At 58.4% G+C, this 26,324-nt stretch carries 24 protein-coding genes and 4 pseudogenes; 15 read left to right on the top strand and 13 right to left on the bottom strand.

The features are described from left to right. From HP062_RS02930 to iolC, 4 genes and pseudogenes are all read right to left on the bottom strand, one after another. Window positions 1-1,503 (bottom strand): CoA-acylating methylmalonate-semialdehyde dehydrogenase, encoded by a 1,503-nt coding sequence (locus HP062_RS02930; RefSeq protein ID WP_172790793.1) that lies wholly within the window; start codon window positions 1,501-1,503, stop codon window positions 1-3. Window positions 1,504-1,547: 44 nt separating this feature from the next. Beyond that, the gene (gene iolB / locus HP062_RS02925; RefSeq protein WP_083376941.1) at window positions 1,548-2,357 is read right to left on the bottom strand and encodes a 5-deoxy-glucuronate isomerase; all 810 of its coding nucleotides are present in this window, start codon (window positions 2,355-2,357) and stop codon (window positions 1,548-1,550) included. After that, window positions 2,354-3,247 carry a myo-inosose-2 dehydratase gene (gene iolE / locus HP062_RS02920; protein WP_010459620.1) on the bottom strand — a complete coding sequence of 298 codons (894 nt, stop codon included), beginning with the start codon at window positions 3,245-3,247 and terminating at the stop codon, window positions 2,354-2,356. Before iolE ends, iolB begins: the two co-directional genes overlap by 4 nt. 137 nt (window positions 3,248-3,384) lie before the next feature. Continuing rightward, a pseudogene (gene iolC / locus HP062_RS02915) lies at window positions 3,385-5,321 on the bottom strand (5-dehydro-2-deoxygluconokinase). 311 nt (window positions 5,322-5,632) lie between these two features. Here iolC and HP062_RS02910 point away from each other — a divergent pair. Further along, window positions 5,633-6,552 (top strand): annotated as a pseudogene (locus HP062_RS02910) (MurR/RpiR family transcriptional regulator). 75 nt (window positions 6,553-6,627) lie between these two features. Further along, window positions 6,628-7,239 (top strand): glutathione S-transferase, encoded by a 612-nt coding sequence (locus HP062_RS02905; protein WP_010459617.1) that lies wholly within the window; start codon window positions 6,628-6,630, stop codon window positions 7,237-7,239. A gap of 71 nt (window positions 7,240-7,310) precedes the next feature. On the opposite strand, the gene HP062_RS02900 is transcribed toward HP062_RS02905, so the two are convergent. The 3 genes from HP062_RS02900 to HP062_RS02890 all read right to left on the bottom strand — a co-directional run bounded on the left by HP062_RS02900 (window position 7,311) and on the right by HP062_RS02890 (window position 10,463). Next, entirely contained in the window at window positions 7,311-8,402 is a 1,092-nt protein-coding gene (locus HP062_RS02900) for an alkene reductase (protein ID WP_172790792.1), read from the bottom strand. 21 nt (window positions 8,403-8,423) lie between these two features. Continuing rightward, window positions 8,424-9,446: an LLM class oxidoreductase gene (locus HP062_RS02895; RefSeq protein ID WP_256666080.1), complete on the bottom strand. Its 1,023-nt coding sequence runs from the start codon at window positions 9,444-9,446 to the stop codon at window positions 8,424-8,426. A gap of 105 nt (window positions 9,447-9,551) precedes the next feature. Further along, window positions 9,552-10,463 carry a LysR family transcriptional regulator gene (locus tag HP062_RS02890; protein WP_172790790.1) on the bottom strand — a complete coding sequence of 304 codons (912 nt, stop codon included), beginning with the start codon at window positions 10,461-10,463 and terminating at the stop codon, window positions 9,552-9,554. A gap of 352 nt (window positions 10,464-10,815) precedes the next feature. On the opposite strand from HP062_RS02890, the pseudogene HP062_RS02885 reads away from it, so the two are divergent. After that, window positions 10,816-11,918, top strand: a pseudogene (locus tag HP062_RS02885) (DNA alkylation repair protein). A 254-nt stretch (window positions 11,919-12,172) separates the two neighbouring features. Here the strand turns inward: HP062_RS02885 and HP062_RS02880 are convergent. From HP062_RS02880 to HP062_RS02870, 3 genes are all read right to left on the bottom strand, one after another. Beyond that, entirely contained in the window at window positions 12,173-12,349 is a 177-nt protein-coding gene (locus tag HP062_RS02880; RefSeq protein WP_154504397.1) for a hypothetical protein, read from the bottom strand. A 484-nt stretch (window positions 12,350-12,833) separates the two neighbouring features. Then, on the bottom strand, window positions 12,834-13,151 hold the full coding sequence (locus HP062_RS02875) for a hypothetical protein (protein WP_009048737.1): 318 nt from the start codon (window positions 13,149-13,151) through the stop codon (window positions 12,834-12,836). A 181-nt stretch (window positions 13,152-13,332) separates the two neighbouring features. Further along, a complete protein-coding gene (locus HP062_RS02870; protein WP_083377318.1) occupies window positions 13,333-13,755 on the bottom strand; it encodes a hypothetical protein in 423 nt (140 codons plus the stop codon). Window positions 13,756-14,046: 291 nt separating this feature from the next. On the opposite strand from HP062_RS02870, the gene HP062_RS02865 reads away from it, so the two are divergent. From HP062_RS02865 to HP062_RS02850, 4 genes are all read left to right on the top strand, one after another. Beyond that, window positions 14,047-14,592 (top strand): PAAR domain-containing protein, encoded by a 546-nt coding sequence (locus HP062_RS02865; protein ID WP_083376951.1) that lies wholly within the window; start codon window positions 14,047-14,049, stop codon window positions 14,590-14,592. A gap of 10 nt (window positions 14,593-14,602) precedes the next feature. Continuing rightward, on the top strand, window positions 14,603-15,385 hold the full coding sequence (locus HP062_RS02860) for a hypothetical protein (protein WP_172790789.1): 783 nt from the start codon (window positions 14,603-14,605) through the stop codon (window positions 15,383-15,385). After that, entirely contained in the window at window positions 15,370-15,726 is a 357-nt protein-coding gene (locus HP062_RS02855; RefSeq protein WP_172790788.1) for a hypothetical protein, read from the top strand. The genes HP062_RS02860 and HP062_RS02855 overlap by 16 nt, the downstream gene beginning before the upstream one ends. A gap of 263 nt (window positions 15,727-15,989) precedes the next feature. Then, a complete protein-coding gene (locus HP062_RS02850) occupies window positions 15,990-16,346 on the top strand; it encodes a hypothetical protein (protein WP_154912578.1) in 357 nt (118 codons plus the stop codon). Between the two features lie 216 nt (window positions 16,347-16,562). On the opposite strand, the gene HP062_RS02845 is transcribed toward HP062_RS02850, so the two are convergent. After that, window positions 16,563-16,925, bottom strand: a complete 363-nt coding sequence (locus HP062_RS02845) for a DUF6124 family protein (protein ID WP_172790787.1) — start codon at window positions 16,923-16,925, stop codon at window positions 16,563-16,565. A 630-nt stretch (window positions 16,926-17,555) separates the two neighbouring features. Next, a pseudogene (locus HP062_RS31390) lies at window positions 17,556-17,690 on the bottom strand (DUF6124 family protein); the annotation flags it as partial. A 538-nt stretch (window positions 17,691-18,228) separates the two neighbouring features. Here HP062_RS31390 and HP062_RS02840 point away from each other — a divergent pair. From HP062_RS02840 to HP062_RS02830, 3 genes are all read left to right on the top strand, one after another. Next, a complete protein-coding gene (locus tag HP062_RS02840; protein ID WP_042932121.1) occupies window positions 18,229-18,579 on the top strand; it encodes a hypothetical protein in 351 nt (116 codons plus the stop codon). Between the two features lie 181 nt (window positions 18,580-18,760). Beyond that, window positions 18,761-19,180 carry a PAS domain S-box protein gene (locus HP062_RS02835; protein ID WP_010459602.1) on the top strand — a complete coding sequence of 140 codons (420 nt, stop codon included), beginning with the start codon at window positions 18,761-18,763 and terminating at the stop codon, window positions 19,178-19,180. A 5-nt stretch (window positions 19,181-19,185) separates the two neighbouring features. After that, the gene (locus tag HP062_RS02830) at window positions 19,186-20,745 is read left to right on the top strand and encodes a sulfite reductase flavoprotein subunit alpha (protein ID WP_172790786.1); all 1,560 of its coding nucleotides are present in this window, start codon (window positions 19,186-19,188) and stop codon (window positions 20,743-20,745) included. A 540-nt stretch (window positions 20,746-21,285) separates the two neighbouring features. Here HP062_RS02830 and HP062_RS02825 read toward each other — a convergent pair. Next, window positions 21,286-21,858, bottom strand: a complete 573-nt coding sequence (locus HP062_RS02825; protein WP_172790785.1) for a cytochrome b — start codon at window positions 21,856-21,858, stop codon at window positions 21,286-21,288. Between the two features lie 204 nt (window positions 21,859-22,062). Between HP062_RS02825 and HP062_RS02820 the strand changes: the two genes are divergently transcribed. Genes HP062_RS02820 through HP062_RS02800 form a run of 5 tightly spaced genes read left to right on the top strand, consistent with a single transcriptional unit; the run spans window position 22,063 to window position 26,319 of the window. Continuing rightward, window positions 22,063-22,740, top strand: a complete 678-nt coding sequence (locus HP062_RS02820; protein ID WP_042932122.1) for a thermostable hemolysin — start codon at window positions 22,063-22,065, stop codon at window positions 22,738-22,740. Then, the gene (locus HP062_RS02815) at window positions 22,730-24,211 is read left to right on the top strand and encodes an AMP-binding protein (protein WP_172790784.1); all 1,482 of its coding nucleotides are present in this window, start codon (window positions 22,730-22,732) and stop codon (window positions 24,209-24,211) included. The genes HP062_RS02820 and HP062_RS02815 overlap by 11 nt, the downstream gene beginning before the upstream one ends. Continuing rightward, window positions 24,208-24,882, top strand: coding sequence for a TenA family transcriptional regulator (locus HP062_RS02810; protein WP_172790783.1), 675 nt, complete (start codon window positions 24,208-24,210; stop codon window positions 24,880-24,882). Before HP062_RS02815 ends, HP062_RS02810 begins: the two co-directional genes overlap by 4 nt. Continuing rightward, window positions 24,869-25,678, top strand: a complete 810-nt coding sequence (locus HP062_RS02805) for an SDR family oxidoreductase (RefSeq protein WP_010459589.1) — start codon at window positions 24,869-24,871, stop codon at window positions 25,676-25,678. Before HP062_RS02810 ends, HP062_RS02805 begins: the two co-directional genes overlap by 14 nt. Then, entirely contained in the window at window positions 25,675-26,319 is a 645-nt protein-coding gene (locus HP062_RS02800) for a tetratricopeptide repeat protein (protein ID WP_172790782.1), read from the top strand. Before HP062_RS02805 ends, HP062_RS02800 begins: the two co-directional genes overlap by 4 nt. Window positions 26,320-26,324: the final 5 nt, after the last annotated feature.

Raw genomic sequence — 26,324 nt, 5'->3', positions numbered from 1 at the left:
TCACTTGGCTGTCGGCATGCTGAATTCAGGGCCCTTGGCGATGCTGTCCGGCCAGCGTTGCATCACGCTTTTGTAGCGGCTGTAGAAACGGATGCCTTCTTCGCCATAGGCGTGATGGTCGCCGAACAGCGAGCGTTTCCAGCCGCCAAACGAGTGCCAGGCCATGGGCACAGGAATCGGCACGTTGATGCCGACCATACCGACCTTGATAGTGCGTGCAAACGCCCGGGCGATGCCGCCGTCGCTGGTGAAACATGACACGCCGTTGCCGAATTCGTGGGCGTTGATCAACGCCACGGCACTGGCGAAATCCGGGACGCGGACGATGCCCAAGACCGGCCCGAAGATTTCCTGCTGATAAATGCTCATCTCGGTAGTGACGTGATCGAACAACGTCGAGCCGACGAAGAAGCCGTTCTCCGCCCCCGGCACCTTGAACCCACGACCATCGACAATCAGCTGCGCGCCTTGCGCCACGCCCTGGTCGATAAAGCCTTCGACCTTGGCCTTGTGTTCGGCCGTCACCAACGGCCCCATGTCGCTGTCGCCCTGCATGCCGTTGCCGACCTTGAGTTGATCGATGCGCGGCAGCAGTTTGGCAATCAGTTGGTCTGCAACATCGCCCACCGCCACAGCAATCGAGATCGCCATGCAGCGCTCGCCGGCCGATCCGTAAGCCGCGCCGATCAAGGCGTCTGCGGCCTGATCCAGATCCGCGTCGGGCATGACGATCATATGATTTTTCGCCCCGCCCAGCGCCTGCACCCGCTTGCCGCGCGAGGTGGCTTGCTGGTGGATGTACTCGGCAATCGGCGTCGAGCCGACAAAGGAAATCGCCTCGATGTCCGGGTGTTGCAGCAGCGCATCGACCGCTGTCTTGTCGCCCTGAACCACGTTGAACACGCCGTCCGGCAAACCGGCTTCGGTCAGCAAACGGGCCATCAGCAAACTGGCGGATGGGTCGCGTTCGGAGGGTTTGAGAATGAAGCAGTTACCGGTAACCAGCGCCAGCGGGATCATCCACAGTGGCACCATCACCGGGAAGTTGAACGGCGTGACACCGGCGCACACGCCCAGCGGCTGGCGCAGGTTCCAATTGTCGATGCCGCCGCCGATGTTGTCGCTGAATTCGGTTTTCAGCAGGCTCGGCGCGCCACAGGCGTATTCGACGATCTCGATGCCACGGGTGACTTCGCCCTTGGCGTCGGAGAACACCTTGCCGTGTTCGCGGCTGATGATTTCGGCCAGTTCGTCGTGATGACGGTCGAGCAATTCCTTGAACTTGAACATCACCCGCGAACGGCGCAAAGACGATTGCTCGGACCAGGCCGGGAATGCTTTCAGGGCCGAGGCAACGGCATCGTCCACGGTCTTCGAACTGGCCAGCCCGACACGCGCTTGTACCTCGCCGGTCGCCGGGTTGAAGACATTGCTGAACCGCTCGCTACCGCTGTCTTGCACGTGACCGTCGAGGTAATGGCCGATGACCGGGGCGTCGCTCATTGTTCTTGTTCTCCGTTCGAATAGTGGAATTCAGGCTTTTTAGATCAGAGATCAAGCAGCCAACTGTGCTGCGGATCGTTGTGGAACTGCCAGACCCGTTTCGGGCCGGCCATCACGTTCAGGTAATACGACTCGTAGCCGTAGGGCACGCTGACCGGGTGATAGCCCTTGGGCACGACCACGAGGTCGCTGTTTTCCACGGCCATGGCTTGATCGATGCTGCGGTCGTCGGTGTAGACGCGCTGGAACACGAACCCCTGGGGCGGGTTGATCTGGTGGTAATAGGTTTCTTCGAGAAAGCTCTGGTGCGGCAAATCGTCGGTGTCGTGCTTGTGCGGCGGGTAGCTCGACGAGTGTCCCGACGGCGTGCGCACTTCCACCACCAGCAGCGAATGGGCGGGCTCGGTGTCCGGCAGAATGTCGCAGACGTAACGGGTGTTGGCGCCCTTGCCGCGCACGCTGCGCTTCATGGTGTCGGGTTTGATCAGCCGTGGACCGAGGCCCTTTTCGGCTGACCCCGGTGCGGCGCAGACGGCGATCTGCACATCGCTCAACGCGACGACCTGGGCCTGACTGCCCGGCGGCAAATAAGCGGCGAACGGCGATTTGTCCTCGAACACCGACTGGCGATCGCCGAGGTTGTCCCATTCGAAGGCGCCCTGCCCCGGCGCTTCGCCCTTGATGCTGACCCGGCCGCTGAGCAGCACCAGGCACAGCTCTTTATCACCCGCCGCCACCGGCAAGGTTTCGCCCAGGCTTAGGCGGTAGGCAGCGAAGCCGACGTATTCCAGCTCACCTTTGCCCAACTCGACCATGGTCCGGCCACGGGCATTGCTTTTGACCAGCAGGCTCATAGCGCAACCCTCTCGTCGAGCAACGCTCGCAAGGTGTCGTAGCCTTTTTTCGCGTAGACGTAACTCGGCGCCACGGCCGGGTCTTGCTCAGCCTCGACCACCAGCCAGCCGTGGTAATCGTTGGCCAGCAACACATCGAGCAGCGCGGCGAAGTCGATGTCGCCATCGCCGGGCACGGTGAAGGTGCCGTTGATGATGCAGTCCGGAAAGCTCCACAAGTTGTTGCGCGCCAGTTGCACCACCGGTTTGCGCACGTCCTTGAAATGCACGTGGCAGATGCGTTCGATGTGTTTGCGCAAGACGTGCAACGGCTCGCCGCCGCCCATGTAGCAATGGCCCGAATCGAACAGCAGACCGACTTCGCTGCCGGTCAACGCCATCAACTTGTCGATGTCGGCCGGGGATTCGACGTAAGCGCCCATGTGGTGGTGATAGGCCAGGCGCACGCCTTGGGACAGGGTGAAACGCGCCAGTTCGGTGAGCTTGTCGGCGTATTCCTGCCAGGCCTGTTCGGTGTGGAAACGCGGGCGTTCAACCAAGGGGATGCGCTGGCCCTGAATCGAGTCCGCCACTTCGCCGTAAACCAGCACCTTGGCGCCGTTCTTCGCCAGCAACTCGACGTGACTGCCAATGGCGTCGATTTCTTCGGCCACGGAACGGCGCGCCAGACGGCTGGAATACCAACCGGACACCAGCGCCAGATCGTAAGGCCGCAGCACGTCACCGACGCCTTTGGCATCCTTGGGGAATTTGCCGTTGAGTTCAAAACCTTCGTAACCGATCTCCTTGCCTTCGCTCAACGCGGTGCTCAACGGCGTCTCGCCACCGAGGGACGGCAAGTCGTCGTTGCTCCAGGAGATCGGGTTGATGCCAATTCGGATAGCGGGCATGGCTGCACCTTTTTGTTGTTTTCTAAATTTCCGTTGAGTCTGAGGCCGACTTCGCGGGCAAGCCTCGCTCCTACAGATCAACGCGGCTTCCCGTAGGAGCGAGGCTTGCCCGCGAAGAACGATAACGCGGTGTCACGTCAGGCGCGGGCCGTGCGCCAGGCGTCGATGAGTTCGACGAAGGTGCCCTGCACCTGAGCAATCAGCGCCTCATCATCGATTTCACCGGCCAGCCACGCGCGGCTCGGTTCCTGGAAGATCGTCCTCCCCACCGCGAACCCGCGACAGGTCTGGCTCTGGCTCGCTTGCTGAAACCCTTCGGCCAGTGCCGCCGCCGGCGCATTCAGCCCCAGCAACACCACGCCCCGGCAATACGGATCTCGCTCCTGAATCAACTCATCAAGCTGCTTCCACTCCTCGGCACTCTGCGCTTCGATCTTCCACCACGCCGGGTAAATCCCCAGGTTGTAGAGGCGTTTCAGCGCGCGATACAGCACGTCCGGATGGGTCGACGGATGATCCTTGGGCGGGATGATTTCCAGCAGCAGTTCATGACCGCTGACCTGGGACGCCTGATACAAACCCTTGATCTGCGCTTCCTGTTCCAGGCGCAGCAACGGCTCATCATCAGGATGAAATTGCACCAGGCACTTGATGATCTGCTCTTGCGGCCAGGCGATCAGGTTGCTGCCGATCGAGCGCCCATGTTCGAAGGCCAACGGCCGCGAGCCCTGCACTTCCACCGGCCGCGCCACCCACCAGCCACGACCGGTGGCGGCGTTCAGCGAGTCCTGGCCGAAACGCTGATCAGCCAGCAAGCCGACATCCGCTTCGATCCCTTGCTCACGCAAATCCGTTTCGACCCGCTCCACGGCTTTGATAAAGAGTTGCTTGAGTTCGCAGATGGCGTTGAGGTCGCGACCGCCCTTGTGCGCCAGTTCCACCAGTTGCCCACGGTGATCAAAGGCAAAAATGAACAGCTGCTTCCACTGTTTGCGCGGCACGCTTACCTGATGCAGACGCTGCAGCACTTCGTCCTGATCCGGCCGGGTAATCGGCACCGGGCTGTTGAACAGGTAATCGAGTTCGGCCCGGGTCGGCATCGCCGGGGCGCAGGCATGGCGCGACACCACCAGCCCGCCGCAAGCATTGGCCAACTGGCAGCAGCGCTCATCGCTGGCGTCTTCCAGCCAACCGCTGAGGAAACCCGACATAAAGGCATCGCCGGCCCCCAACACGTTGAGCACTTCCACCCGGACGCCGGGGTAAATCGCCCCGTCTTCTAGCCGCACCGGAATCACCCCGTGAATCACCGTGCAACCCTGCGGCCCAAGCTTGACCACCAATGTTGCATCGCTCAGACGCCGAACATTGCGCAACGCCGTGAGCAAATCCTCGGAACCGCCCGCAATCAAAAACTCTTCTTCAGTGCCGACAATCAGGTCGAAACGCGGCAGGATTTTCTGCACATGCTGGCTGACGTTCTGATCGGCAACAAACCGGGTTTCCCCGTCCGCCTTGCCCGCCAGCCCCACAGCACCGGGCGATAATCGATATCGAGCACCCGTTTGACGTTGTGCTTCTCGGCGTAATCCAGCGCCTGGATGCTCGCCTTATAGACGCCGTCGGTGGAGAAATGGGTGCCGGTGATCAGCAAGGCTTTGCTGGAGGCAATAAAGGCTTCGCTGATGTCCTCGGCCCGCAGCGCCATGTCGGCGCAGTTTTCGCGATAGAAGACTAAAGGAAAGGTTTCGCGGTCCTTGAGACCGAGCAGGACCATGGCGGTCAGGCGTTCCGGATCGACCTTGACGCCGCTGACATCACAGCCTTCACGCGCCAGGGATTCCAGGAGGAACCGCCCCATGTGGTCGTCCCCTACCCGGCTCAACATCGCCGATTTCAGGCCCAGTCGAGCGGTGCCGAACGCAATGTTGGCGGACGATCCCCCAAGGTATTTGGCGAAGCTTGAAACATCTTCCAGCCGCGCTCCGACTTGCTGCGCATAGAGGTCGACGCCAAGGCGCCCCAGGCAAATCAGATCCAATTGACGCCCACTGGCAAAACGAGTCTGGCCCATGCTGGCTCCTGTTATTTTTATCAGCCTGCGTTCGGGGCGATGGAGGCGCCGAACGCTCTTGGTGGGATGCAGACTAAAACGACCGGGACCGAACAATCAATAATTATTCCAAATAATTTTTACGTGGAATATTTTTTCCAATAAACTTCTACAAAAGCATTCCAGACACAGTGCATCGTTTCAGCAAACCGCACGCCGGCCGCAAGCTCAAGATTTTATTCCGGCCTACCCTGTAGACTGCGCACAGCCAACCTATTGTCAGGGGCCGACACACCAGTCAGCCCTATAAGAACAAGCCAGAAGGATTCCCTATGTCCCGCACCGATCAGCCGGCTACGACCGAGAGCACGCCCGACAGCGATCTCGCCAGCCCCCGATCAATGCCGAGCGTCTGTTGCAGCTGATCACCAACGAATACGAAAGCCTGCCGCGCCAGCTCAAACGCATCGCCAGTTACATGAGCCAGCAAAGCGACCGGATCATGGTCGACCGCATCAGCGACATCGCCCGCGAGTGCGAAGTGCACCCGTCGGCCATCGTGCGGTTCTCCCAGCGTTTCGGGTTCAGCGGTTTCAGCGAAATGCAGGCCCTGTTCCGCGAGGCGTACACGCACAAAACCACGCCGGTGCAGAACTACCAGCAGCGCATCCGCAGCATGATCGCCAACAAATCGCAGAAAGCCAGCGGCGGCGACCTCGCCCGCGAGTGCATCGACGCGACCCTGTCCGGCATCGAACGGCTGGGGCTGGAACTCGATGACCAGGCCTTCGACAAAGCCGTGGACCTCGTGGTCAACGCCGACAACATCTACGTGGTCGGCGTGCGCCGCTCGTTCGCCGTCGCGGATTACCTGGTCTACAACCTGCAACACACCAACAAGCGCATCCATCTGGTCTCCGGCCTCGGCGGCAGTTATCGCGAGCAGATGCGCAGCGTGCGCGCCAATGACCTGGTCATCGCCATCAGCTTCACGCCCTACGGCAAGGAAACCCAGCACTGCCTGCGCATCGCCCAGCACAACCAGGCGAAAACCCTGATCATCACCGACAGCAACCTCTCGCCCCTGGCCAAGCGCGCCAACACCGTGCTGCTGGTCAACGAAGGCAGCTCGTTCGCCTTCCGCTCGTTGAGCGCGACGTTGTGCCTGTGCCAGGCGCTGTTCATCGCCGTGGCCTATCGACTGGAATTGAAGGTCGACGAGATACACGAGCAAGTCGGTTTCGAAGATTAACCTAGGCCGTTTGCAGGTCGCCGAACCTCAGCTAAGGTAGTCCATCACGACATGGACACCTGAAGGAGCGGCTCAATGAAACTGATCGGCATGCTGGATTCGCCCTACGTGCGGCGCGTGGCTATTTCCGCCAGACACCTGGGCATCGACCTGGAGCACGAATCGGTTTCGGTGTTCCGCCATTTCGAGCACTTCCAGCAGATCAACCCCGTGGTCAAGGCGCCGACCCTGGTGCTGGACGACGGCGAAGTATTGATCGACTCGACCCTGATCATCGACTACCTCGAAGCCCTCGCCGGCCCTGGCAAAAGCCTGATGCCCGACGACCTCAAGCAACGACTGCGCGCATGGCGCCTGATCGGGCTCGGGTTGGCGGCGTGCGAAAAGTCCGTTCAGCTTTACTACGAACGCAACCTGCGCCCCGCCGAAATTCAATACCAGCCTTGGGTTGAGCGCGTCGAAGGGCAACTCGCCGCAGCCTATTCAGCGCTTGAACGCGAACTGGAAAAACAGCCTCTGGCAAACGGTGCCTTGATCGAACAAGACGGCATCACCCTCGCCGTCGCCTGGAGCTTCACCAACCTGGTGACACCGGACCAAGTCGACGCCTCACGCTTCCCGCGCATCGCCGAATTCACCGCGCAGGCGGAAAAGCTTGAGGCCTTCATCAGTACCCCGATAACCTGACCGGCCCCCTCGAACGGCCCCGACCATGACCGCCGCCGAACAACCTGCCCCGGCGCTGCACGACGGGTCCGCTAGGCACTTTCTGCGACTGGCGACGAGTACGCGGGATAATCGATGTAGCCATGCGCGCCCCCGCCGTAGTAAGCCTCCCTTCCCGCTTCGGCCAGTGGCCAGCCATGGCGCAAGCGATTGACCAGATCGGGGTTGGCTATAAACGGCCGGCCAAACACCACCAGGTCGCTTAATCCTTCTTCGATGGCCTGCTGCGCGGTTTCAAGGGTGAACCCGCCCGACACCATCAAGGTGCCGTCGTAGGCTGCGCGGAAGTCTTTTTGAAAGTCCACCGTGCCGAGATGGCTCGCATGCAAGTAGGCAATCTGGCGTTGCGACAGTGCTCCAGCCAGAGCGAGCCAAGTGGCCTCTTCGCCATCGAACGGGTGCAGATCCGCCAGGTGGGCGAAAGGCGACACGCGCACACCCACCTTCGCACTGCCGATCTGCGCACTCACCGCATCGACCGTCTCAAGCAGCAATCGCAGGCGATTCGCAATCGGTGCACCACCGTAGCGGTCTTCACGTGTGTTGAAGCCGCCGTTGATGAATTGTTCAAACAGATAGCCGTTGCCGGCGTGAATTTCGACACCGTCAAAACCTGCCGACAGGGCGTTGGCCGAGGCCAGGCGAAAGTCTGCAATGACCTGCCGAATCCCCTCGGCATCCAACGCCACGGGCGCACTCACCGCAACTTGCGCAGGCTTGCCGTCGCTGTCGTAAGCATGCACCAACGTTTGACTGGCGGGCATGGCCACAGGCGCGACAGGCGAGCGTCCGTCCAACAGCGAAGAGTGCGAGACGCGCCCCACATGCCAGAGCTGGAGGAACATGCGTCCCCCGGCTTGATGAACCGCATCAGTCACGCGCTTCCAGCCTTCAATTTGCGCTGCGCTGTGGATCCCCGGGGTATACAGGTAGCCACGTCCCTGCGGAGAAACCTGCGCGCTTTCACTGATGATCAGGCCGGCTCCGGCGCGCTGGGCGTAGTAGGTCGCCATGTCTTCAGACGGCACGGTGCCCTCGACGCGAGCGCGGGTCATCGGCGCCATGACGATGCGATTGGGCAGCACCTGATCCGCGAGGTCATAAGAGTCGAAAAGTGATGACATGAGTGATTCCTCCGCGTGATCTCAGGCATGTGACGGGAAGTACGGCAGAACGTACTCGCCGAGTTCGTCGAGGATTTCGCCATAGGGTTGACGGCTGACCTTGGGGTTGAGCGCGATATGCGAAACACCGGCAGATTGCGCGTGCTCCAGGTAATTGCGCAGGCCGTTGCGCCCTGCCCGGAAGCCACCCTGGATGCGCTGGAATGGCTGATCCGGGTTATCGCTGAGGTCAAAATAGCCGCCCAGGCCCAACGGTTTGAAAGCGTTGCGGTTCTCTGCCTCCTGCACGGCGGCGTGCCAGCTCTCGCCCAACGCTGCCAACCGCTCCGGGCTTTGAACGCCAGCAAGATAGCCATCAAGGTGCTGAGCTAACCATTCAACGCTCTGTTGCGCCTGGCCGACAGCAATTGACGGGACACGGCCATACGGCGCTTTCGGCACCAGGTCCAGGTTTCCGTGTGAGCCACCGAATCGCTGGGAGCGGAAACGCGGAAAGCTCTGCTCGATCAGGGTTCGAAACACCGAAAAAGCATCACGGTAGCGATCACCACGGGATTCATAATCGATGCCCAGCATCGGGTAATCACTGTATCGATCACCCGAGGACAGCCCCAACACCAGTCGACCTTCACTGAGTTGATCGAGGGACGTCGCTTGCTTGGCCAGATACATCGGATCACGGGTCGGCAGCACAATACCCGTGGTGCCCAAGACAATGCTGCGGGTGGCGGCGGCCAGGTAACCGATGTAGACCAGCGGCTCAAAGATCTGCGCCACATCGCCATAGTCCGGGTCGTAGAAAGGTATGTCGCGCATCCACAAGGCACCAAAGCCCAGCGCTTCGGCGCGTTGCGCCATCTCCACGTGATCACGCATGGTCGGAGCCGGTCTGCCCGGGTGGGTTTCGAGGGGCAAGATCAGGCCAATCGTGAGCGCCTGCGGTTTAAACAAACGTTGAAACCCGGGATGGCGCTCAAGCGAAGGATGGGCGGTCGGTAACGTGGTCGGTTGAGCTGGCGGCGAGAAGTGTGTGGCAGTAGTCATGATGGCAGTCCCGTGAGTGACGATGACTGACATATTTATTGATTCCTCAGGTTGGATAAACAGCAGTTCGCGCCCCTTACACGGTCCGCTGAATCCCCAATATCGCTATCTTTCCCACGGCACGCCTGTTTCCCAACGCTCGATCAACAGGTCAATAAACCTGCGAACGCGGGGGGACAGGTGACGCTTGCTGGTGTAGACGACTCTGATGGGATCAGGAGGTGCGCGATAGGGTTTCAACACTTCCACTAACGTGCCATCGCGCAGGTCGTTACCGGTAATGTAGGTCGGCAGATGAATCAGGCCGATGCCTGCCAGCGCCGCTTCTCGCGTGGCTTCTGAACTGTCGATGTTCAGTCGCCCCGGCTGTTCGTAAAGATGAAGGCCGGCAGGTGTCTGGTAACGCCAGACGGTCGGCCGCTCCCCACTGAATAAAGCGATGGTGTCATGCCCGACAAGGTCAGCGGGCGTTTGCGGCACGCCGCGTTGGGCCAGATAAGCAGGCGATGCACACGTCGCGAATTGCTGCCAAGCCACGGTACGGGTAAATAATTGGGAGTCATCTTTGGGCATGCCAATTCGTATGGCGATGTCGATGCCCTCCTCGATCAGATCAACAAAGCGATCGGTAAACCAGACATCCGCCCGCAGTTCAGGCCACTGCTTCAGATAAGCATCCAGAATCGGCAGAATGTGGCGCTGACCAAAGGACAGCGGTGCCGTGAGCTTAAAGGTCCCGGTGGGCCGCCCACGACGCAAGGCCATGGTCGCGTCCACTTCATCCAGGTCTTCGAGAATCTGACGCCAGCGCTCATAGGCGACCTGCCCCTCGTCAGTCAGGCTCAGTTTGCGCGTCGTGCGATTGAGAAGCCGTGCACCCATCCGGCTTTCCAGGCGAACTATACTTTTCCCCACCGCCGACCGGGTCAGGCCAAGAGAAGCCGCCGCAGCGGTAAAGCTTCCAGCCTTTACGGCGCAGACAAATGCAGCGATGTCACCAAAACGGTTGGCTTCCATGGCGCGCTTTACTCCAGGACATGCATAGAGTGTATGTGGAGCGTGAGGCCCATAAAATTTCCTGTTCATTTATCAATAGGACCGGATCATGATCCTCAAGCGCGCAGGCTCGCAACCCTCGATAAAAGGCCCTGAAGCGTACTTCACAGGCACCGTCCGTATGGACCCACTCAACTCCCCTCCTGAACCGGCCCGAGCGTCCATCGTCAGCGTCAGCGAACGTCGATCCCCCAGGGGAATGATTTGACCCGTGAGCCCGCCACTATCACGGAATTCGCCACGCAGACAGAAAAGCTTGAGGCTTTCATCAGTACCCCGATAACCTGACCGGCCCCCTCGAACGGACCCGACCATGACCGCCGCCGAACAACCAGCCCCGGCCCTGAAGGAAATCTTCAACGCCGAACGCCTCAAACACATCGCAACCGAAATGACGGCGGTTTACCCGGCCTTCAACGCCAAAGCCTTCCTGAAAATGGCCAACGACGGCCTCGCCGACCTGTCGATCATGCAACGCATGGCCCGCGTCAGCGAATGCCTACACGCCGTACTCCCGCTGGATTACGACGAATCCCTCGAAGTCCTGCGCGCCCTCGCCCCCGCCTCAACAGCGGCTTCGTCAGCATCTCGCTGCCGCATTACGTGGCGATGTATGGCACGCATGACTTCGAGCAATCGATGGACGCGCTCAAATACTTCACCGCGTTTGGCTCGGCAGAATTTGCGATCCGGTATTTTCTGCGCAGCGATCTGCAACGGTCATTGGCGCTGATGCAGGCATGGTCTCGGGATGAGAACGAGCATGTGCGACGCCTGGCCAGCGAAGGCAGCCGACCGCGTTTGCCGTGGTCGTTTCGGTTGGAGCAGATACAGAGCGATCCGACATTGGCGGCTGCGATTCTCGACAACCTCAAGGCGGATGACAGCCTTTACGTGCGCAAGTCGGTGGCCAATCACCTGAATGACATCACCAAGGACCATCCGGAGTGGGTGCTGGACTTGATTGAGGGGTGGTCGCTGGAGAACAAGCACACGGCGTGGATTGCCAAGCATGCGTTGCGCAGTTTGATCAAACAGGGGAATCAGCGGGCGTTGGCGATTATTGGGGCGAGTGGTAAGGCTGAGGTTGAGATTGTTGGGGTGAAGGTGGAGCCGGCGGTGATTCGGTTGGGGGAGAAGATTACGTTGTCGTTTGCGGTGAAATCCACGGTGGCGGAGAGTCAGCGGTTGGTGATTGATTATGCGATTGATTATGTGAAGGCCAATGGCAGCACTTCGGCGAAGGTGTTCAAGCTGAAGGCGTTGACGTTGGCTGGTGGGGCGACTGAGCGGGTTAGTCGTGGGCAGCAGATCAAGGAGCTGACTACTCGGAAGCACTATGTGGGGAAACATGCGGTGCACATCATGGTGAACGGCGAACGCCTAGCCACCACCGCCTTCGAAATCCTAGCCTAACTTTTTTGTAGCAGCTGCCGAGCAGCGCGAGGCTGCGTTCGGCTGCGAAGCAGTCTTGAAATCAGGCAACGGGTTCTTTCAGGCAAACCGCGTTTACTGGCTTGCAAAGACCACGTCCTCAAACGCAGCCTCGCCCTGCTCGTCAGCCGCTACACATGCAGGCTCTGATTGCATGTTAAGTAAATCCACCCCGCTGTCTCCAAACCCATCTTGCCAGCACATCAAAAATGGCAGCATCGCCGGATGGTCGCGCCTTATTTTGTCTTTTTCGTGGGCGTACATCTGGTGTGAACAGCGAGCTGCCCCTGCCCGACTTCTTCCTTGAGCTGTTCAGCTGCGTACTGACATGCCTCCAGATTCTCGTACTCAGCATGATCAATCGATGCAACGGGCGACGCGCCGCTAAGAACGACCCAGAGAATGTACTTCATGATGCCTCCGATGCTATTAGAAGTGAGGGAGTCTACCTGTGGATTGATGGCCATGGCATGGGGGGCATTAACTAGGCAAAGATGGTTCCGGGAGTTGAGAAGCTAAAACGGGAACTGGTGTATTTATCGGTCCTTTTTGGAAAATACATCCATCCCTTTTTTCCGCTGTCGTGGTCAGCAGATCAACGAGCTCATCACGTGCAAGCACTATGTGGGCAAACATGCAGCGCACATTCTTGTGAATGCCTTGCCGGCACCTCATTCGAAATCCTCGCCTTAGACACGCCGTTCTTCTGTAGGAGCGAGGCTTGCTCGCGATGGCGTCAGGCCTGAACTGCCGCGTTATCGCAAAAAATTGCTCTTTGTGTCGTTCGTTTGGGGGCGATTACAGCTTGGCGACGGGCAGCATTCGGCCAAAAGCAGCCATTCGGCTGGATCTTTCGACCCTTTCCGGTCCCCCGTGTCTGCGAGCTAAAGCCATTTCTTAGCGTCCGAGTGAGGGCGGCCCATAGAGCTCGGTTTCCCAGTCTTCAAGAGGCGGCGTTACTTTGAAAGATGGGTCGCAGTATGACCTTAAGTAGTCAGTCGCTCTCCTTTGGGCGTAGGTGAAATTGAGCACGTTGCCTTCGCTGTCCATCTCTATTACGTTCGCGAATATCGCGAAGACCATCTCAATTGCACTCGGCTCAGATCCATAAATGTCGAGGTACTCTACGTTTTCAAGCATGTAGTGGCTTCCACTTGCCATGAAGTACGCAAATGTTCGGAGTGCTCCACTGAAATCATTACTTAGCTTCTTCATGTACATTTTCTTTTAGTAAATATTCTGGATTTAACTGCTTCATAATCAAGCATCTGCTTTTTTGCCGTTTTATTGTGGTCGAGACAGGCCCGAACCGATCCAAAGCGGCCCTTCGCGAAAATCAGCTAATAGCCATTTCATCGAGATGTGCAGCAAATGCCCAGTAGTAGACAGAGTGCGCTCAGGTGGATTCGTCATTGTTTTTGGAGGTTCTGGCATCAGGACGGTGCAGCCCCGCTGTGTCCCGCCAGTACAATGTTTCTTCGAGCTGGAAGCTTATCAGGAAGAGGGATGAGCACGTCTGAGCGATGGATTGCGCTATTTTGTCCAGATCGTCCATAGCAGACTGCCCCTCCGGCTCGGGGCCTTTGATTCTGATGGTACAACGCATAGCAACACGGAAGTCGATGCCCTTCGTATCCTCGGAGTAAATTGTTGAGTCCGTGATTACGCCATCGGTACTCAACGTTAGTCCCGAGATAAAGGTAGCTTCCAAACTGTCGCCAACTACGTTGATTTCGCAGGCATCAGCATCGTTTAAGGCTTTCCTCAATGTCGGGGCTGTGAGTGCATTATCCGCTTCCAGGTACAGATCAAGACTCATTTGAAACCCTTCTTCCTGCGTGAACATTTGCTCAAAAGTTTTTGAGTACGATTGTCGCGGCAGTGTATTGGTCAGCGGTTCGAATGTCTGCTCCTGGCCGATTACTGCCCTTGACCTTTGCAATCAAATGCAGCTTTTTCTTCATCCACAACGAATTCTCGCTTCATGCGCTGACCAGTTCATGCGAGCGCTGATCGCCTGATCATTGCATACGCCCATCACCACGGATTTCTATTCGAGGATCTGTTCTGATAGGTTACGACGCTCACACGGATTTGACAGGAGGTCATAGTGGCTAAGCCAGCGGCGCGTAAGAGTGATCCATACAGTTGCCCCTTGCCGGGGCACGGTACTAATCCCATTGCGACAGGCTCTCCCGACGTGTTTTTCGATGGCCTTTCCGCAGCACGTCAAGGCGACACCTGCACGTGCGGCAGTGCGCTTTCATCAGGGCTGTCTTCGACTGTGTTCATCAACGGCAAGAATGCCGCAACCATCGACAGTGGTGGCACCCATGGCGGCGTTGTAGTTGGCGGGTCGGGGACGGTGATAATCGGCAGTACCCATACACCCTGCGAGTTTGTTCCTCCCTCGCTGTTGGCGGGTTACGCGAGCTGGATTGGCTTCAGAATCCCCGCTGAAGAAAGCTATGAGGGCTTATCGTGCACCGCGCACTTTGAAGATGGCTCATCGCTTCCCGGTGTATTCGATAAGGACAACGCTGTTAAATTTTCGAATCCATCGGGCAAGACGTGCGTGATGCTCAAGTTTGAAGAGCAAGCATCCGCAGAGGCCCTCTCTCTTACCGAGAGCCTATTGAACACAATTCTAGGATAAGGACCATCCTATGACAGAGCCGTACATTGTCACTGGCAGCTATGTTGTTCAGCGTGAGCACGCCTTGCAAGACTCTCCTCTCGACAGGGCGTTAGAGCTGATGGAAGGCACTGCCCTGAGGTTTTCGCTGGATGCCATCTCTGATGAAAAAGTCAGGGCAAGCTACACCAGGAACATCAATCGCATGTCTCAGCAAACTCGGGATGACGTGAAAGCTGGGAAGATTACCGCGCAAGAAGGTGTGAAGTTCAGTCATGAGATGCGAAACAAAATCATGATGGAACATCGCAAATTCACCTCGGTGCAGGGTTTGGCTATCGTCCAAAGGAAGAAAAAGGACGGAAAGGGTCTCATAACACTCCTGAATATGTACGCTGAAAGCCTATTCCAAAAAGGTTACGACAGCCTTTCAGAAGTAGAAAAGAATAAGGTCCACTACGCCATTCTGGAATCCTCGGGACGTGATAATGCCAAATTCACGACCGGCACCAAGAAAATGCTGATCATGGGCAAGCTCGGCGTTCTGGTGACGGCCGCTCTGGCGACCTATCAAATACTGGATGCTGAAAACAAACCTAAAGAAGCGGCGCGCCAAGGCATCATTGTGGGTGCGGGTGCGTTGGGCGGCATCTTCGCGGGGATGGGCGTCAGCACGTTTTGCGGCCCTGCCATGCCCATTTGCGCGATTGCGATTGTCTTGGCTGGAACAGTTGCCGGCGGTTTCGCGGGCGAAGCGGTTGCGAGTTCACTGGATGAAGAACTGGAGGAGTTTTCGCATTGGGACATCTTCTGACTGAACCACAACTGACAAAGATCAGAGCCGCACTCTCCGAGCCATTCAACGATTTTCCGGTTGAGTATGACTTTGTAGCGCAGAAGGTCAGAGGCGTTGACCCTGACATTCTGTACGAAATCCTCTATTCAGAAGTCGCACCGGTGTGTTTCACCAATCTAGTGGCCGCTGTACCACCGGTATGGACGGGCTTCGATCCCGACATACTCAGGGAATCGGTAGAGACAAGGCTGGTAGCAAGAGAGCGTAATTGGTTTCGCCGGCAGTTCGATAAAGTGCTGGTTCGCTGGCTGAAATATAACTACGCCTACATCTGGAAAGAGATCTCCAGCAGGCTTTGAACCGGAATGCACTAGGGTCAAGAGACTTGCTGAACGTTATAAAAAACCCGCTGACCATTTGTGGCTGCTTTCCATTCAGAAAGTCAGGCAGCTTTTGGCCGGTGCGTTAGGCGGCGCACTACTGGATGGGGCATCAGTGCATTGTGGCGCCCTGGAGCCCCGATCTGCGCAATTGGGGAGGTCTTGATGGGATCGGTCGTCGGTGGCGTCGCGGGCGGAGTGGTCGCGGAATCGCTGGATGAGGAACTGGAGGAATTTTCGCATTGGGACATTTTCTGACCGAACCACAACTGACAGACGTCAGAGCCGCACTGTCCGAACCATTCAACTATTTTCCGACCGATTACGACTACATCGCGCGCCAGGTCAAAGGCGTCGATCCTGACGTCCTCTACGAAATCTTTTATTCAGAAGTGGCGCCCGTTTGCTTCTCCAACCTTGCAGCAGTCTTGCCCTCTGTCTGGACAGGCTTTGACCCCGACTGGCTCAGAGCGACGATCGAGGAAAGGCTCGCGGCGCGCAAGCGTAATTGGCTACGCAGGCAGTTTGATAAGTTGCTGGTCCGATGGCTGCGATACGAATACGACTACATGTGGAAGGAAATTGCTTGCAGGCTCTGAACCCGAACGCTCAATGGACTGTTTACTCGCTGAACATCCTGAAAAACCGATGACCATTACTGGCTACTTTCTGCTCCCGTTTTAGCCAGCTTTTGGGCGATGGTCGCCAGCAATTATCCGATTTTCGGCCAAAAAACTGAGACCTCATGGATACCGTTGCCGACTTGCCCTCCCTCTGTGACGGCGGCCTACCCGACCGCCACAGAGGGTTCGCCCTTACTCCTTCACCTCAACCTTATCCAACGCCTGATTCACCGCCAATTCCCCCAACATCACCACCTGCGTAATCCCCAACAACGTCTTGCGGTGCGAGTTATCCAGCAACGCCGCAAAATTGCTGAGCATAGTAGTCGCCGAGCCCAGTGACTCGCTGGCGTTGGCCAGCAGAGATTCGGTGTCGTATTTGGGGTTGGCGAGGAACATGGGTTCGGGTTCGTGGGTGCTGGCCATGATGTTGGCACCTGGATTGAGGTAGTGGTCGAGGGCGCGTTCGGCGGCTTCGTGGAGTTTTTTGGAATCGAGGGATTCGTAGGGGGATGCCGGATTGGTGTCCGGTGGGTTGGGTGTTGGTTTGATCATGAATAAAACTCCTGATACGAGTTTATTTAAAAGAGAGCCGTCACCCTCGCTACCAACGATAGGTGGCGGCCATACGCGGGTTGGTAGACCGGTCGTATCAGTTCCCGGCGCCCTCGAAAGGACCCCGCGCATGGCCACCATAAAAGGTGATGCTATGCGCCGTGATACGAAACCGGGCTACCAAACCCGATCACTGTTTTTCAGTGACCGGGAAACGATATAGCTCGCCCCACAGGCGCACAAGCCGGCGGATTCTGGCGTACGCGTAGGTAATGACGCAAGGCGTTGTAGGCCTTGGGACGTAACACTGAGTGTCTTTAAACGTGAGCCTTGAAACCTGTTTAAGTGCATCAATAGTCGAGCAAAACATCCGAGCCTGGATCTGGGGCGTCAGGTCTGACGCCATCGCGAGCAGGCTCACTCCTACAGGGGATTGTGTCGGCCTGAACGTTCGGGGCGAGTTTGCCTCTACTTGATGGGATGACTGGACCGGGCCGGCCTCGGATCATGGATTGATTTTCAAATGCCGATTTCACCGGAAATTTGAGGTGGCACGGATACGGTTGCCGACGGACTCTCCCCTTTGTGACGAACGAACCGACCGCCACAAAGGGGTTTGGACTTACTCCTTCACCCCAACATTACCAACCGGGTAATTCCCAACAACGTTTTGCGGTGCGAGTTATCCCGCAACGCCGCAAAATGGCTGAACATGGTCCTAGCCGAGCCCACTGATTCGCTGGCGTTGGACAGCATGGATTTAGTGTCGTTAACGACTCGTCTAAACCCAAGGGGCTGCTTTGGGTCGATCTCCGCCCTCCACGACCGGCAGTCTTTTTCAAAAAGTTATCTGAAAGTAATCGGTTGTCCTCCAGCTGAGTGACTCAAACGCAATACGAGTTCACAACAGCCTTTGCTGACCGCACACGTGCAACCCACACAAGAAAACGCAGCAGCTATCGCCCTCGATATTTAGCTGAATGGGGTCGGCTTTTATTGTGCGGCCGCACCTCCACCACTGCATATGAGCTGCTTTTAGGGGGCCCGCGACACTATAAACCTTCCAGTTCGCACGGCTGATCGACGGCAATAACATTCAGGGGATGCGAGGGTTTCGCATGCGTGACCGGGTAAGGATTGCCGAATTCCACATAGTCTTTAAGACCAGTCAGTAGTCATATAGACTAATTTTTGTGTTGTACATATGACGACATGATTTCCTATCTAATTGATATATAAAGAATAAAATATTGGCATGCTTTATGGATTGTTTAGGGAAATGAACCCGAAGCAGGAATACGCCATGTCTCGTTCTATCCTCCTACCTTTCACCCTCTTCTTGTTGCTCTCGCCTGTGTGTATGGCCGATCAGGTCGTTCGTGAGGTGCCTGATACCACCGCCGGCAAGGCCGTCGGTGTCGTGACCGGGTTGATGGTCGGTGCCGTGGGTGGCCCCGTTGGAGCACTGATCGGTGCCGGCGCCGGATTCTTTGCCGGCAGCTCGGTTCAAGAAGCAACCGGCCTCACGGAAACCGCTTACGAAGTGAAAGACACCCAAGGCGAAATCAGCACCGTTCGCTCGCCCAATGCTCGCTTCGAACCGGGTCAGCAAGTCACTCGGAAAGGCCCGCGCCTGATACCTCAGGACAGCTGAAACCGCCATCGCCACGAACTCCTTTTTAGGATCCGCTCATGGGTCGGATCCTCTTTTTTCTCAGTATGCCCCTCAGTCAGTTGACTGATTTATCACGACTAAAAATAGAAGTGCCTAAGCCGTGGGTGCGCCGAATTCGAATTCGCAGCAACAACTTTTCAATCATTTCAGGGGAAACACAATGCAAGCCATCAACGCCAAAGTCTTGAGTGCACTGGAAAACGTCATGGTTATTTCCACCACTGACTTGCAAGGCAACATCACTTACGTCAATGACCTGTTTTGCAAGCTTACCGGGTACACCAAAGAGGAATTACTGGGCCAGCCACATAACGTGGTGCGCCATCATTCGGTGCCAAAGAGCACCTACAAGCAGATGTGGGACACCATCAAGAAAGGTGAGATCTGGACCGGCGTGATCCCCAACGTTGGCAAGGGCGGCGGCCTGTACGTGGTAGATACCACGGTGCAGCCGCTGTTTGATGAACAGGGAAATATCGTCGAGTACATCAGTATCCGCAGGGTAATCAACGACTTGATGAGTGACTTCGAAGCACTGGAGTTTTCCAAGGAGCAATTCGACGAACATTACGACAGGTAACCGTCATGACAGACGTAATCGAACGCATTGTGATCGGTTACGGCTCTGAGTCCGGCAATGCACGCGGGTTGACGCAACGCTTATTGCGTCTGCCCTGTCTGCAGCCGTATGAACTGGCCGTGCAGGATCTCAACTCGCTGAATCTCGACAAACTGACGCCTCGTGACGTGTTGATCATCGTTTGCAGCTCTTTCGGCGACGGTGATCCGCCGGTAAATGCCGATCGTTTCATGGATCAACTGAATGCTTCGCCATCCCTGAACGGCCAGCCCTACGCGATCTTCGGGCTGGGCGACACGGCTTACCCGACCTTCTGCGGTTTTACCAAAAGCCTGGATGCCGCACTGCTGCAAAAACAAGCCCGCCCGTGGATCACCCGCGTGGACGCCGACACCGATTTCGACGGTTTTTTCGACATCTGGTGCGCAACCCTTGCAGCAGTGCTCAAGGGTGATCGGCGTGCCGGCAGCACCTTGAACCTGCAAGTCACCGCCTATGGCGAAAACGCCGCGTGGCCGGCACGCGTCATCTCTCGCACCCGGCTGAACACCACGGCGCCTTACGCCTGGCAGATTCGCCTCGACATTGAAGGCAGCGGCATCAAGTACCGTGCGGGTGACAACCTGTACGTGCTGGCGCAAAACGATCCGCAACTGCTGGCGCAAATCAGCCAATGGTTCGGCCGCGAAGAGGCCGCCACTTTGCTGGCTACCAAGGAGCTTCGGCAGCTGGGCAAATCGCTGCTGCGCGAACTTGCTCGGTGCAGTCAGCACGACACCTTGAAAACCTTACTGAAAGTCAGCAACCGCAAGGATCTGGAAGTCTATCTGTACGGCAAGGATGTGCTCGACGTGCTGGACGATTTCTGTGATCCCGCGCAGCTGAGCCTGGAAGATTTGATCGAATGGTTGCCCGACTGTTTGCCGCGCGCCTATTCGATTGCCTCTCATGACAAACCCGGTTACGTGGACGTGTGCATTCGCGAAATCGCTTATGACATGGCGGACCGCTCGCGCACCGGCACTGCGACCGGGCACCTCACCGGGGAGCATCCCAGCGCCCGGGTATTTGTCCGCAGCAATCCGCGCTTTCACCTGCCACGCCAGGTCGGACACCCGGTGGTGCTGATCGGTACCGGCACCGGCATCGCGCCATTGATCGCGCTGCTGGAGCAGATGGAGCAGATGGAGCAGCAAAACAACCCTCTGCAAACCTGTCTGATCTTCGGGGACCGGCGCCGTGAAGCGGATTTCCTCTACCAGTCGCGCCTGGAAAATTGGCAAGCCAATGGCGTGCTCGATCGGGTGATTACCGCGTTCTCCCGGGACTCGCAAACCCGTTACTACGTGCAGGACGCAATGCTTGAACACGGTGCTTACTTGTGGGGAATACTGAACCTGGGCGCACATCTGTATGTGTGTGGCAACAAAAATAATCTGGAACGCGCCATCGAGCAGGCCCTGAAGAACATCGCAATGAACTTCGGCCAACTGGATGAAGACGACGCGCAGGCCTTCGTCGACGAGTTATCAGCCGGAAATCGCCTGCACAAGGAAGTGTATTGAGCCTATGAAGCGATGCCCGGCAACGGACGCCGAGCCCAGTGACTCGCTGGCGATGGCCAGCAGGGATTCTGTATCGTACTTGGGGTTGGCGAGGAACATGGGTTCGGGAAACCAGGAACCCGGCAGACCGTCAGGTCTCCCGCACAAAGCCGCCATTTCAAGGACCTGAATGAGCGTCCTGTGACAGGGCTATACGACTGTCATTCCGGCGGGCTTGCAGACCCGATCACTGATGATCAGTGACAGGAATCAAGTTACCGACGGGCCCCTAGACGCACAAGCCGGCGGATTCTGGCGTACGCGTAGGCAACGACGCAAGGCCTTGTAGCCGTTTGGACGTAACACTGAGTGTCTTTAAACGTGGGGGCTCAAACGTGTTTAAGGCAGTGAATATCGAAGTGGGAATCCATGGCTGAGATTGATGGCGTCTGGGATGACGCCATCGCGAGCAGGCTCGCTCCCACAGGGGGGTTGGGGTGAATTCGGGGTCTCGGGGTGGCTATGGATATGGCCGGTGCCTGGTTGGCACCGGGCTTGGGATTAACGCTGGCGCTGGTTGATGGGATTGTTGGATCGGCCGGGCAGCATGCGGGTCAGGGTGTTGTCGCGGACCCAATAGTGGTGAAACAACCCCGCCGCCGCGTGCAAGCCGATCAGCCAGTAACCCGCGCTGCCCAGCAGTTCGTGCCAGTACTTGAATTGCTTGGCCAGGTCCGGGTCTACCGCGACCGGCGATGGCAGGTAGAACTCGAAATAAGGCATCGGTTTGCCGCCGGCGGACAGCATCAGCCAGGCCAGCAGCGGCGTGGCGATCATTAATACGTACAAGGCCAGGTGCATCAGGTGCGAAACGCCGGTCTGCCATTTGGGCAGTGCCGGGGTGATCGGTGGCCGAGGCGTCAGGCGACCGAGCAGTCGCACCCACACCAGGGCGAAGATGCTTAAGCCGAAGAGGCCGTGCAGCCCGAGAAACATGGCTCTCAACGGGTGGCCCTTGGGCAGCAGGCCTTTGATTTCGATGCAGGCGTACACGCCGACGAACAGTGCCAGCATCAGCCAGTGCAAGGTGATCGAGAGTTTTCCATACCGATGGGTCATTGATTCGCGGGTCATAACGGGCCTCATGAATGTCATTGCCGGCGGCCGAGTCATTCGTGCGGCCGGGGTGCGGTGTGTCAACGCACCGACGGGGCACACCCTGCCCGCGAAGTCTTAAGGCAATCTGAAGACAGCGGAGATGATCTTTTTCTTACCTTCAGATTCCGTTAAGAAATGGCTTCGATACTTCTCCCACACTTACTCGGGAGGCGTCTTCCAATGCCTGACTTTGAATGGAATATTCCTCTACCCCTACGCTTCGGCCAGGCCGAAGCTCCGCCGATGAACCTGGCCAGGGCGTTACCGGACGACGTCGAGCGCCCGGTCTTTGAAGCCTTTATTCAGCAACGTTTTCGTAAGGCCCATGGCGCCGATATTCGTCATTTCATGCCGGAGCTGTTTGGCATGAGCGATGCCTCCGGCTCGCTGTGTGCGGTGGCCGGTGTGCGCATGGCCAATGCTGAGTCGTTGTTTCTGGAACGTTATCTGGACGAGTCGATCGAGCCGCTGATCAGCGCTGCGGCGGACCGCCCGGTGGATCGTGCCGGTATCGTCGAGGTCGGCAATCTGGCCGCCAGTGACACCGGCAGTGCGCGGATGAGCATCATCGCCATCACTTACTTGCTGGCCATGGGCGGCCTGGAATGGGTGGCGTTCACCGGCAACATCGGCTTGGTGAACAGCTTTCATCGCCTGGGCTTGAAACCGGTGACGCTGTGCGCGGCCGACCCTGAGCGGCTGGGGGACGAACGCCAGCACTGGGGCAGTTATTACGAGAGCAAGCCTTGGGTGCACGTCGGCAACATCCGCGCCGGTTTTATTCATTTGCGCAACATCGGGATGTTCAATCGCCTGGGTTTGCCGACATCCCTTGAGGAATCCAGCCATGTCGCCTGAAACCGAGCGTTTCAAACAGACCTTGCGCAGCCATGCCGAGCGCAAGACCAGCGCCATCGCGTTGTGGGGTGATCATCAGAAGGTGGATTACGCCACGCTGTATGCCGAGGTGGTGTATCGCCAGCAACGGCTGCGCGATGAGCAGGTCAAGGTGATTGCGCTGGCGTTGGACAATGGCGTCGAAGCGATGCTCTGGGACTTGGCCGCGCTGTTCGAAGGCCTGACTTGTCTGACGTTGCCGCCTTTTTTCAGCCCCGCTCAGCGCGCCCATTGTCTGGAACAGAGCCAGGCCGAACGGGTGATTGCCGAACCCGCGCTGGACGACGAGTTACAAGCGGCCGGCTACGAGAAAACCGGTGAGTTCTGGCGCCGCACGTTCAGCGGCCCGAACCGTATGCCGGAAGGGACCGCCAAACTGACCTTCACCTCGGGCACCACGGGTACGCCCAAAGGCGTGTGCCTCAGCGCCGAGAGCCTGTTGACGGTCGCTCGCGAACTGAATCAGGCGAGCAAACCCGCCGATCCGCAGCATCATCTGGCGTTGTTACCCCTGGCGATTTTGCTGGAAAACCTCGGTTGCTACGCCGCGCTGTATGCCGGGGCCACGTTGAGTTTGCCCAGCCAGAAAACCCTGGGGATTCAGGGCGCCAGCGGTGTTGATGTGCCGCGTCTGCTCGGTTGCCTGGCCACCCGGGCGCCCGAGAGCCTGATCCTGGTGCCGCAGTTGTTGCAGATGTTGGTCAGCGCCGCCGAGCAGAAAGCCTTCAGTCCCTACTCGTTGCGGTTTGCGGCGGTGGGTGGCGCGCGGGTGGCCGAGGAGTTGCTGCACCGCGCGCAACGCATCGGCATCCCTGTTTACGAAGGTTACGGCCTGTCGGAGTGCGCCTCGGTGGTGTGCCTCAATCGCCCCGAAGCGCGCCGTCTCGGCAGTGTCGGCCGGCCCCTGCCCCACGTCACGATTCGCCTGGCCGAGGACGGCGAGGTGCTGGTCAAGGGTTCGACCTTGCTCGGTTATCTGGGAGAGGCGCCGCACACCGATGAATGGTGGCCGACCGGCGATCTCGGCGAGTTCGACCCGGACGGTTTTCTCTACCTCAAGGGTCGCAAGAAGCATCAATTCGTCACCAGTTTCGGACGCAACGTCAACCCGGAATGGGTCGAGGCCGAATTGACCCAGCGCCGCCATATCGCCCAGGCCTTCGTCTACGGCGAAGCCATGCCGCACAACCATGCGCTGCTCTGGCCCCATCGCCCGGACTGCACCGACGCCGAACTGGCAGCCGCCGTCGCCGAGGCCAACGAGGCCTTGCCCGGTTATGCGCAGGTCCATCACTGGACCCGTCTCGATCAACCGTTCACCCCCGCCAATGGCCTGCTTACCGCCAATGGCCGCCCGCGCCGTGACGCCATCATCGAGCGTTACCGGGCGCAACTGACTGAATCTGTACTTTCCGAGGAATCCGCATCATGAGTTTTTTTGACACGCTGCAAGAAGCCACGCAACACGAACGTCATGAACTGTTCAACCTGCCGGTCATCCGCGATGCCCTTGAGGGCAAGGTCAGCCTGGAAAGCTACCGGGCCTTCCTGGCGCAAGCCTATTACCACGTGCGCCACACCGTGCCGTTGATGATGGCGTGCGGGGCGAAATTGCCGTCGCGCCTGGAATGGCTGCGCAAAGCGGTGTGCGAATACATCGAGGATGAATACGGTCACGAACAGTGGGTGCTGGACGATATCGAAGCCTGCGGCGGCGACCGCATTGCCGTGCGCGACGGTCGTCCGAGCCTGCCGATTGAATTGATGGTCAGCTACCTCTACGACCTGATTGCCCGCGACAACCCGGTCGGCCTGTTCGGCATGGTCAACGTGCTGGAAGGCACCAGCATTGCCTTGGCTACCCACGCCGCCGGCAGCATCCGCGAGCGCCTGGCGTTGCCGGAAAGCGCCTTCAGTTACCTCAGTTCCCATGGCTCTTTGGACATCGAACACATGCAGACCTATCGCCGGTTGATGAATACCCTCGACGATCCGGACGACCAGGCCGCTGTGATTCACGCCTCCAAAGTGGTGTACAAACTTTACACCGATATGTTCCGCGGCTTGCCGCGTGACGGGGAGGCCCTGCATGAAGTTGCATGATGCCCGCGTGGTGCTGACCGGCGCCAGCGGCGGTATCGGCCTGGCGATCGCCACCGCGTTGTGCGCCAGCGGCGCCCGGGTGCTGGCGGTGGCTCGGCACCAGGAACCGCTGCGGCCTTTGCTTGAACGCTATCCGCAAAACCTGTGCTGGGTCGGCGCGGACCTGACCGTGCTGTCCGACCGACGCAAGGTGCTGACCGCAGCCGAATCGATTGGCGGGATCAACCTGCTGATCAACGCCGCCGGGATCAATCACTTCGCCATGCTTGAGCAGCTGGAGGACAGCGATATCCACGCCATGATGGCCCTTAACATCAGCGCGCCGATTTGCCTGACCAAAACCCTGCTGCCGCTGCTCAAACAAGCCGAGAGCGCGATGGTGGTGAACGTCGGCTCGACTTACGGCTCCATCGGTTACCCCGGTTACGCCAGTTATTGCGCCACCAAGTTTGCCTTGCGCGGGTTCTCCGAGGCCCTGCGCCGGGAGTTGGCGGACACCCGGGTCAGCGTGCTCTACGTCGCCCCGCGCGCTACCCGCACCAGCATGAACAGCCCGGCGGCGCAGGCGTTGAACGATGCGCTCAAGGCCAATGTCGACGATCCGCAAACCGTTGCCGCCGCGGTGATGCACGCGATTGCCGGTGACCGGCGCGACTTGTACCTCGGCTGGCCGGAGCGCTTTTTTGTGCGCCTCAACAGCCTGCTGCCCAATCTGGTGGACCGTGGCTTGCGCAAGCAATTGCCGCTGATCCGCCGCCTGAGTCAGAAGCCCGACAACGAGACCCTCAAACCATGAAGAAAATCATCGCTTGCCTGCTGCTGGGAGCCCTGAGCCAGAGCGTCTGGGCACTGGAACCCGCCGATCAGCAACGCCTCCAGGGCATCCAGCAAAGCTGGGCGCACATTCAATACGAAGTCCCGGAAGCGCAACGCACCGCTGCATTCGAGAAACTGGCAGGCCAGGCATCCGCGTTCACCCAGGAACGTCAATCGGTGGCCGAAGCCTGGATCTGGTCCGGCATCGTCAACAGCAGCTGGGCCGGCGCCCAAGGTGGCCTCGGTGCGCTGAGCAAGGTGAAGGCCGCGAAAGCCGATCTGGAAAAAGCCATGACGCTGGACCCCAAAGCCCTGCAAGGCTCGGCCTATACCAGCCTCGGCGCGTTGTATGATCGCGTCCCCGGCTGGCCCATCGGTTTCGGTGACTCGGACAAGGCCGAACAGTTACTCAAACAGGCCTTGCAACTGAACCCGGAGGGCATCGATAGTCTGTACTTCTGGGGCGATCACCTCTACCGTCAAAAACGCTACAGCGAAGCGCGGGCCGCGTTGCAAAAAGCCCTGCAGGCCGCCCCAAGGCCAGGCCGTGAACTCGCCGACGCCGGGCGACGCAAAGAGATCGAAACGTTGCTGGTGGACGTGAACAAGAAACTCAACTGACAGGA

It is taken from the genome of Pseudomonas sp. B14-6, assembly GCF_013260315.1.
GTDB classification, from domain to species: domain Bacteria; phylum Pseudomonadota; class Gammaproteobacteria; order Pseudomonadales; family Pseudomonadaceae; genus Aquipseudomonas; species Aquipseudomonas mandelii.
The sequence above is the reverse complement of the archived record's forward strand: the minus strand, read 5'-3'. Positions and strand labels throughout refer to the sequence as shown.

Coding starts and splice junctions, on each gene's coding strand:
- HP062_RS02805 (WP_010459589.1), top strand. CDS start 24,869: ATGAAGTTGCATGATGCCCGCGTGGTGCTGACCGGCGCCAGCGGCGGT.
- HP062_RS02835 (WP_010459602.1), top strand. CDS start 18,761: ATGCAAGCCATCAACGCCAAAGTCTTGAGTGCACTGGAAAACGTCATG.
- HP062_RS02840 (WP_042932121.1), top strand. CDS start 18,229: ATGTCTCGTTCTATCCTCCTACCTTTCACCCTCTTCTTGTTGCTCTCG.
- iolE (WP_010459620.1), bottom strand. CDS start 3,247: ATGCCCGCTATCCGAATTGGCATCAACCCGATCTCCTGGAGCAACGAC.
- HP062_RS02895 (WP_256666080.1), bottom strand. CDS start 9,446: ATGACTACTGCCACACACTTCTCGCCGCCAGCTCAACCGACCACGTTA.
- HP062_RS02800 (WP_172790782.1), top strand. CDS start 25,675: ATGAAGAAAATCATCGCTTGCCTGCTGCTGGGAGCCCTGAGCCAGAGC.
- HP062_RS02845 (WP_172790787.1), bottom strand. CDS start 16,925: ATGATCAAACCAACACCCAACCCACCGGACACCAATCCGGCATCCCCC.
- HP062_RS02825 (WP_172790785.1), bottom strand. CDS start 21,858: ATGACCCGCGAATCAATGACCCATCGGTATGGAAAACTCTCGATCACC.
- HP062_RS02860 (WP_172790789.1), top strand. CDS start 14,603: ATGACAGAGCCGTACATTGTCACTGGCAGCTATGTTGTTCAGCGTGAG.
- HP062_RS02900 (WP_172790792.1), bottom strand. CDS start 8,402: ATGTCATCACTTTTCGACTCTTATGACCTCGCGGATCAGGTGCTGCCC.
- HP062_RS02875 (WP_009048737.1), bottom strand. CDS start 13,151: ATGAAGAAGCTAAGTAATGATTTCAGTGGAGCACTCCGAACATTTGCG.
- HP062_RS02830 (WP_172790786.1), top strand. CDS start 19,186: ATGACAGACGTAATCGAACGCATTGTGATCGGTTACGGCTCTGAGTCC.
- HP062_RS02880 (WP_154504397.1), bottom strand. CDS start 12,349: ATGAAGTACATTCTCTGGGTCGTTCTTAGCGGCGCGTCGCCCGTTGCA.
- HP062_RS02815 (WP_172790784.1), top strand. CDS start 22,730: ATGTCGCCTGAAACCGAGCGTTTCAAACAGACCTTGCGCAGCCATGCC.
- HP062_RS02870 (WP_083377318.1), bottom strand. CDS start 13,755: ATGAGTCTTGATCTGTACCTGGAAGCGGATAATGCACTCACAGCCCCG.
- HP062_RS02905 (WP_010459617.1), top strand. CDS start 6,628: ATGAAACTGATCGGCATGCTGGATTCGCCCTACGTGCGGCGCGTGGCT.
- HP062_RS02890 (WP_172790790.1), bottom strand. CDS start 10,463: ATGGAAGCCAACCGTTTTGGTGACATCGCTGCATTTGTCTGCGCCGTA.
- iolB (WP_083376941.1), bottom strand. CDS start 2,357: ATGAGCCTGCTGGTCAAAAGCAATGCCCGTGGCCGGACCATGGTCGAG.
- HP062_RS02820 (WP_042932122.1), top strand. CDS start 22,063: ATGCCTGACTTTGAATGGAATATTCCTCTACCCCTACGCTTCGGCCAG.
- HP062_RS02930 (WP_172790793.1), bottom strand. CDS start 1,503: ATGAGCGACGCCCCGGTCATCGGCCATTACCTCGACGGTCACGTGCAA.
- HP062_RS02810 (WP_172790783.1), top strand. CDS start 24,208: ATGAGTTTTTTTGACACGCTGCAAGAAGCCACGCAACACGAACGTCAT.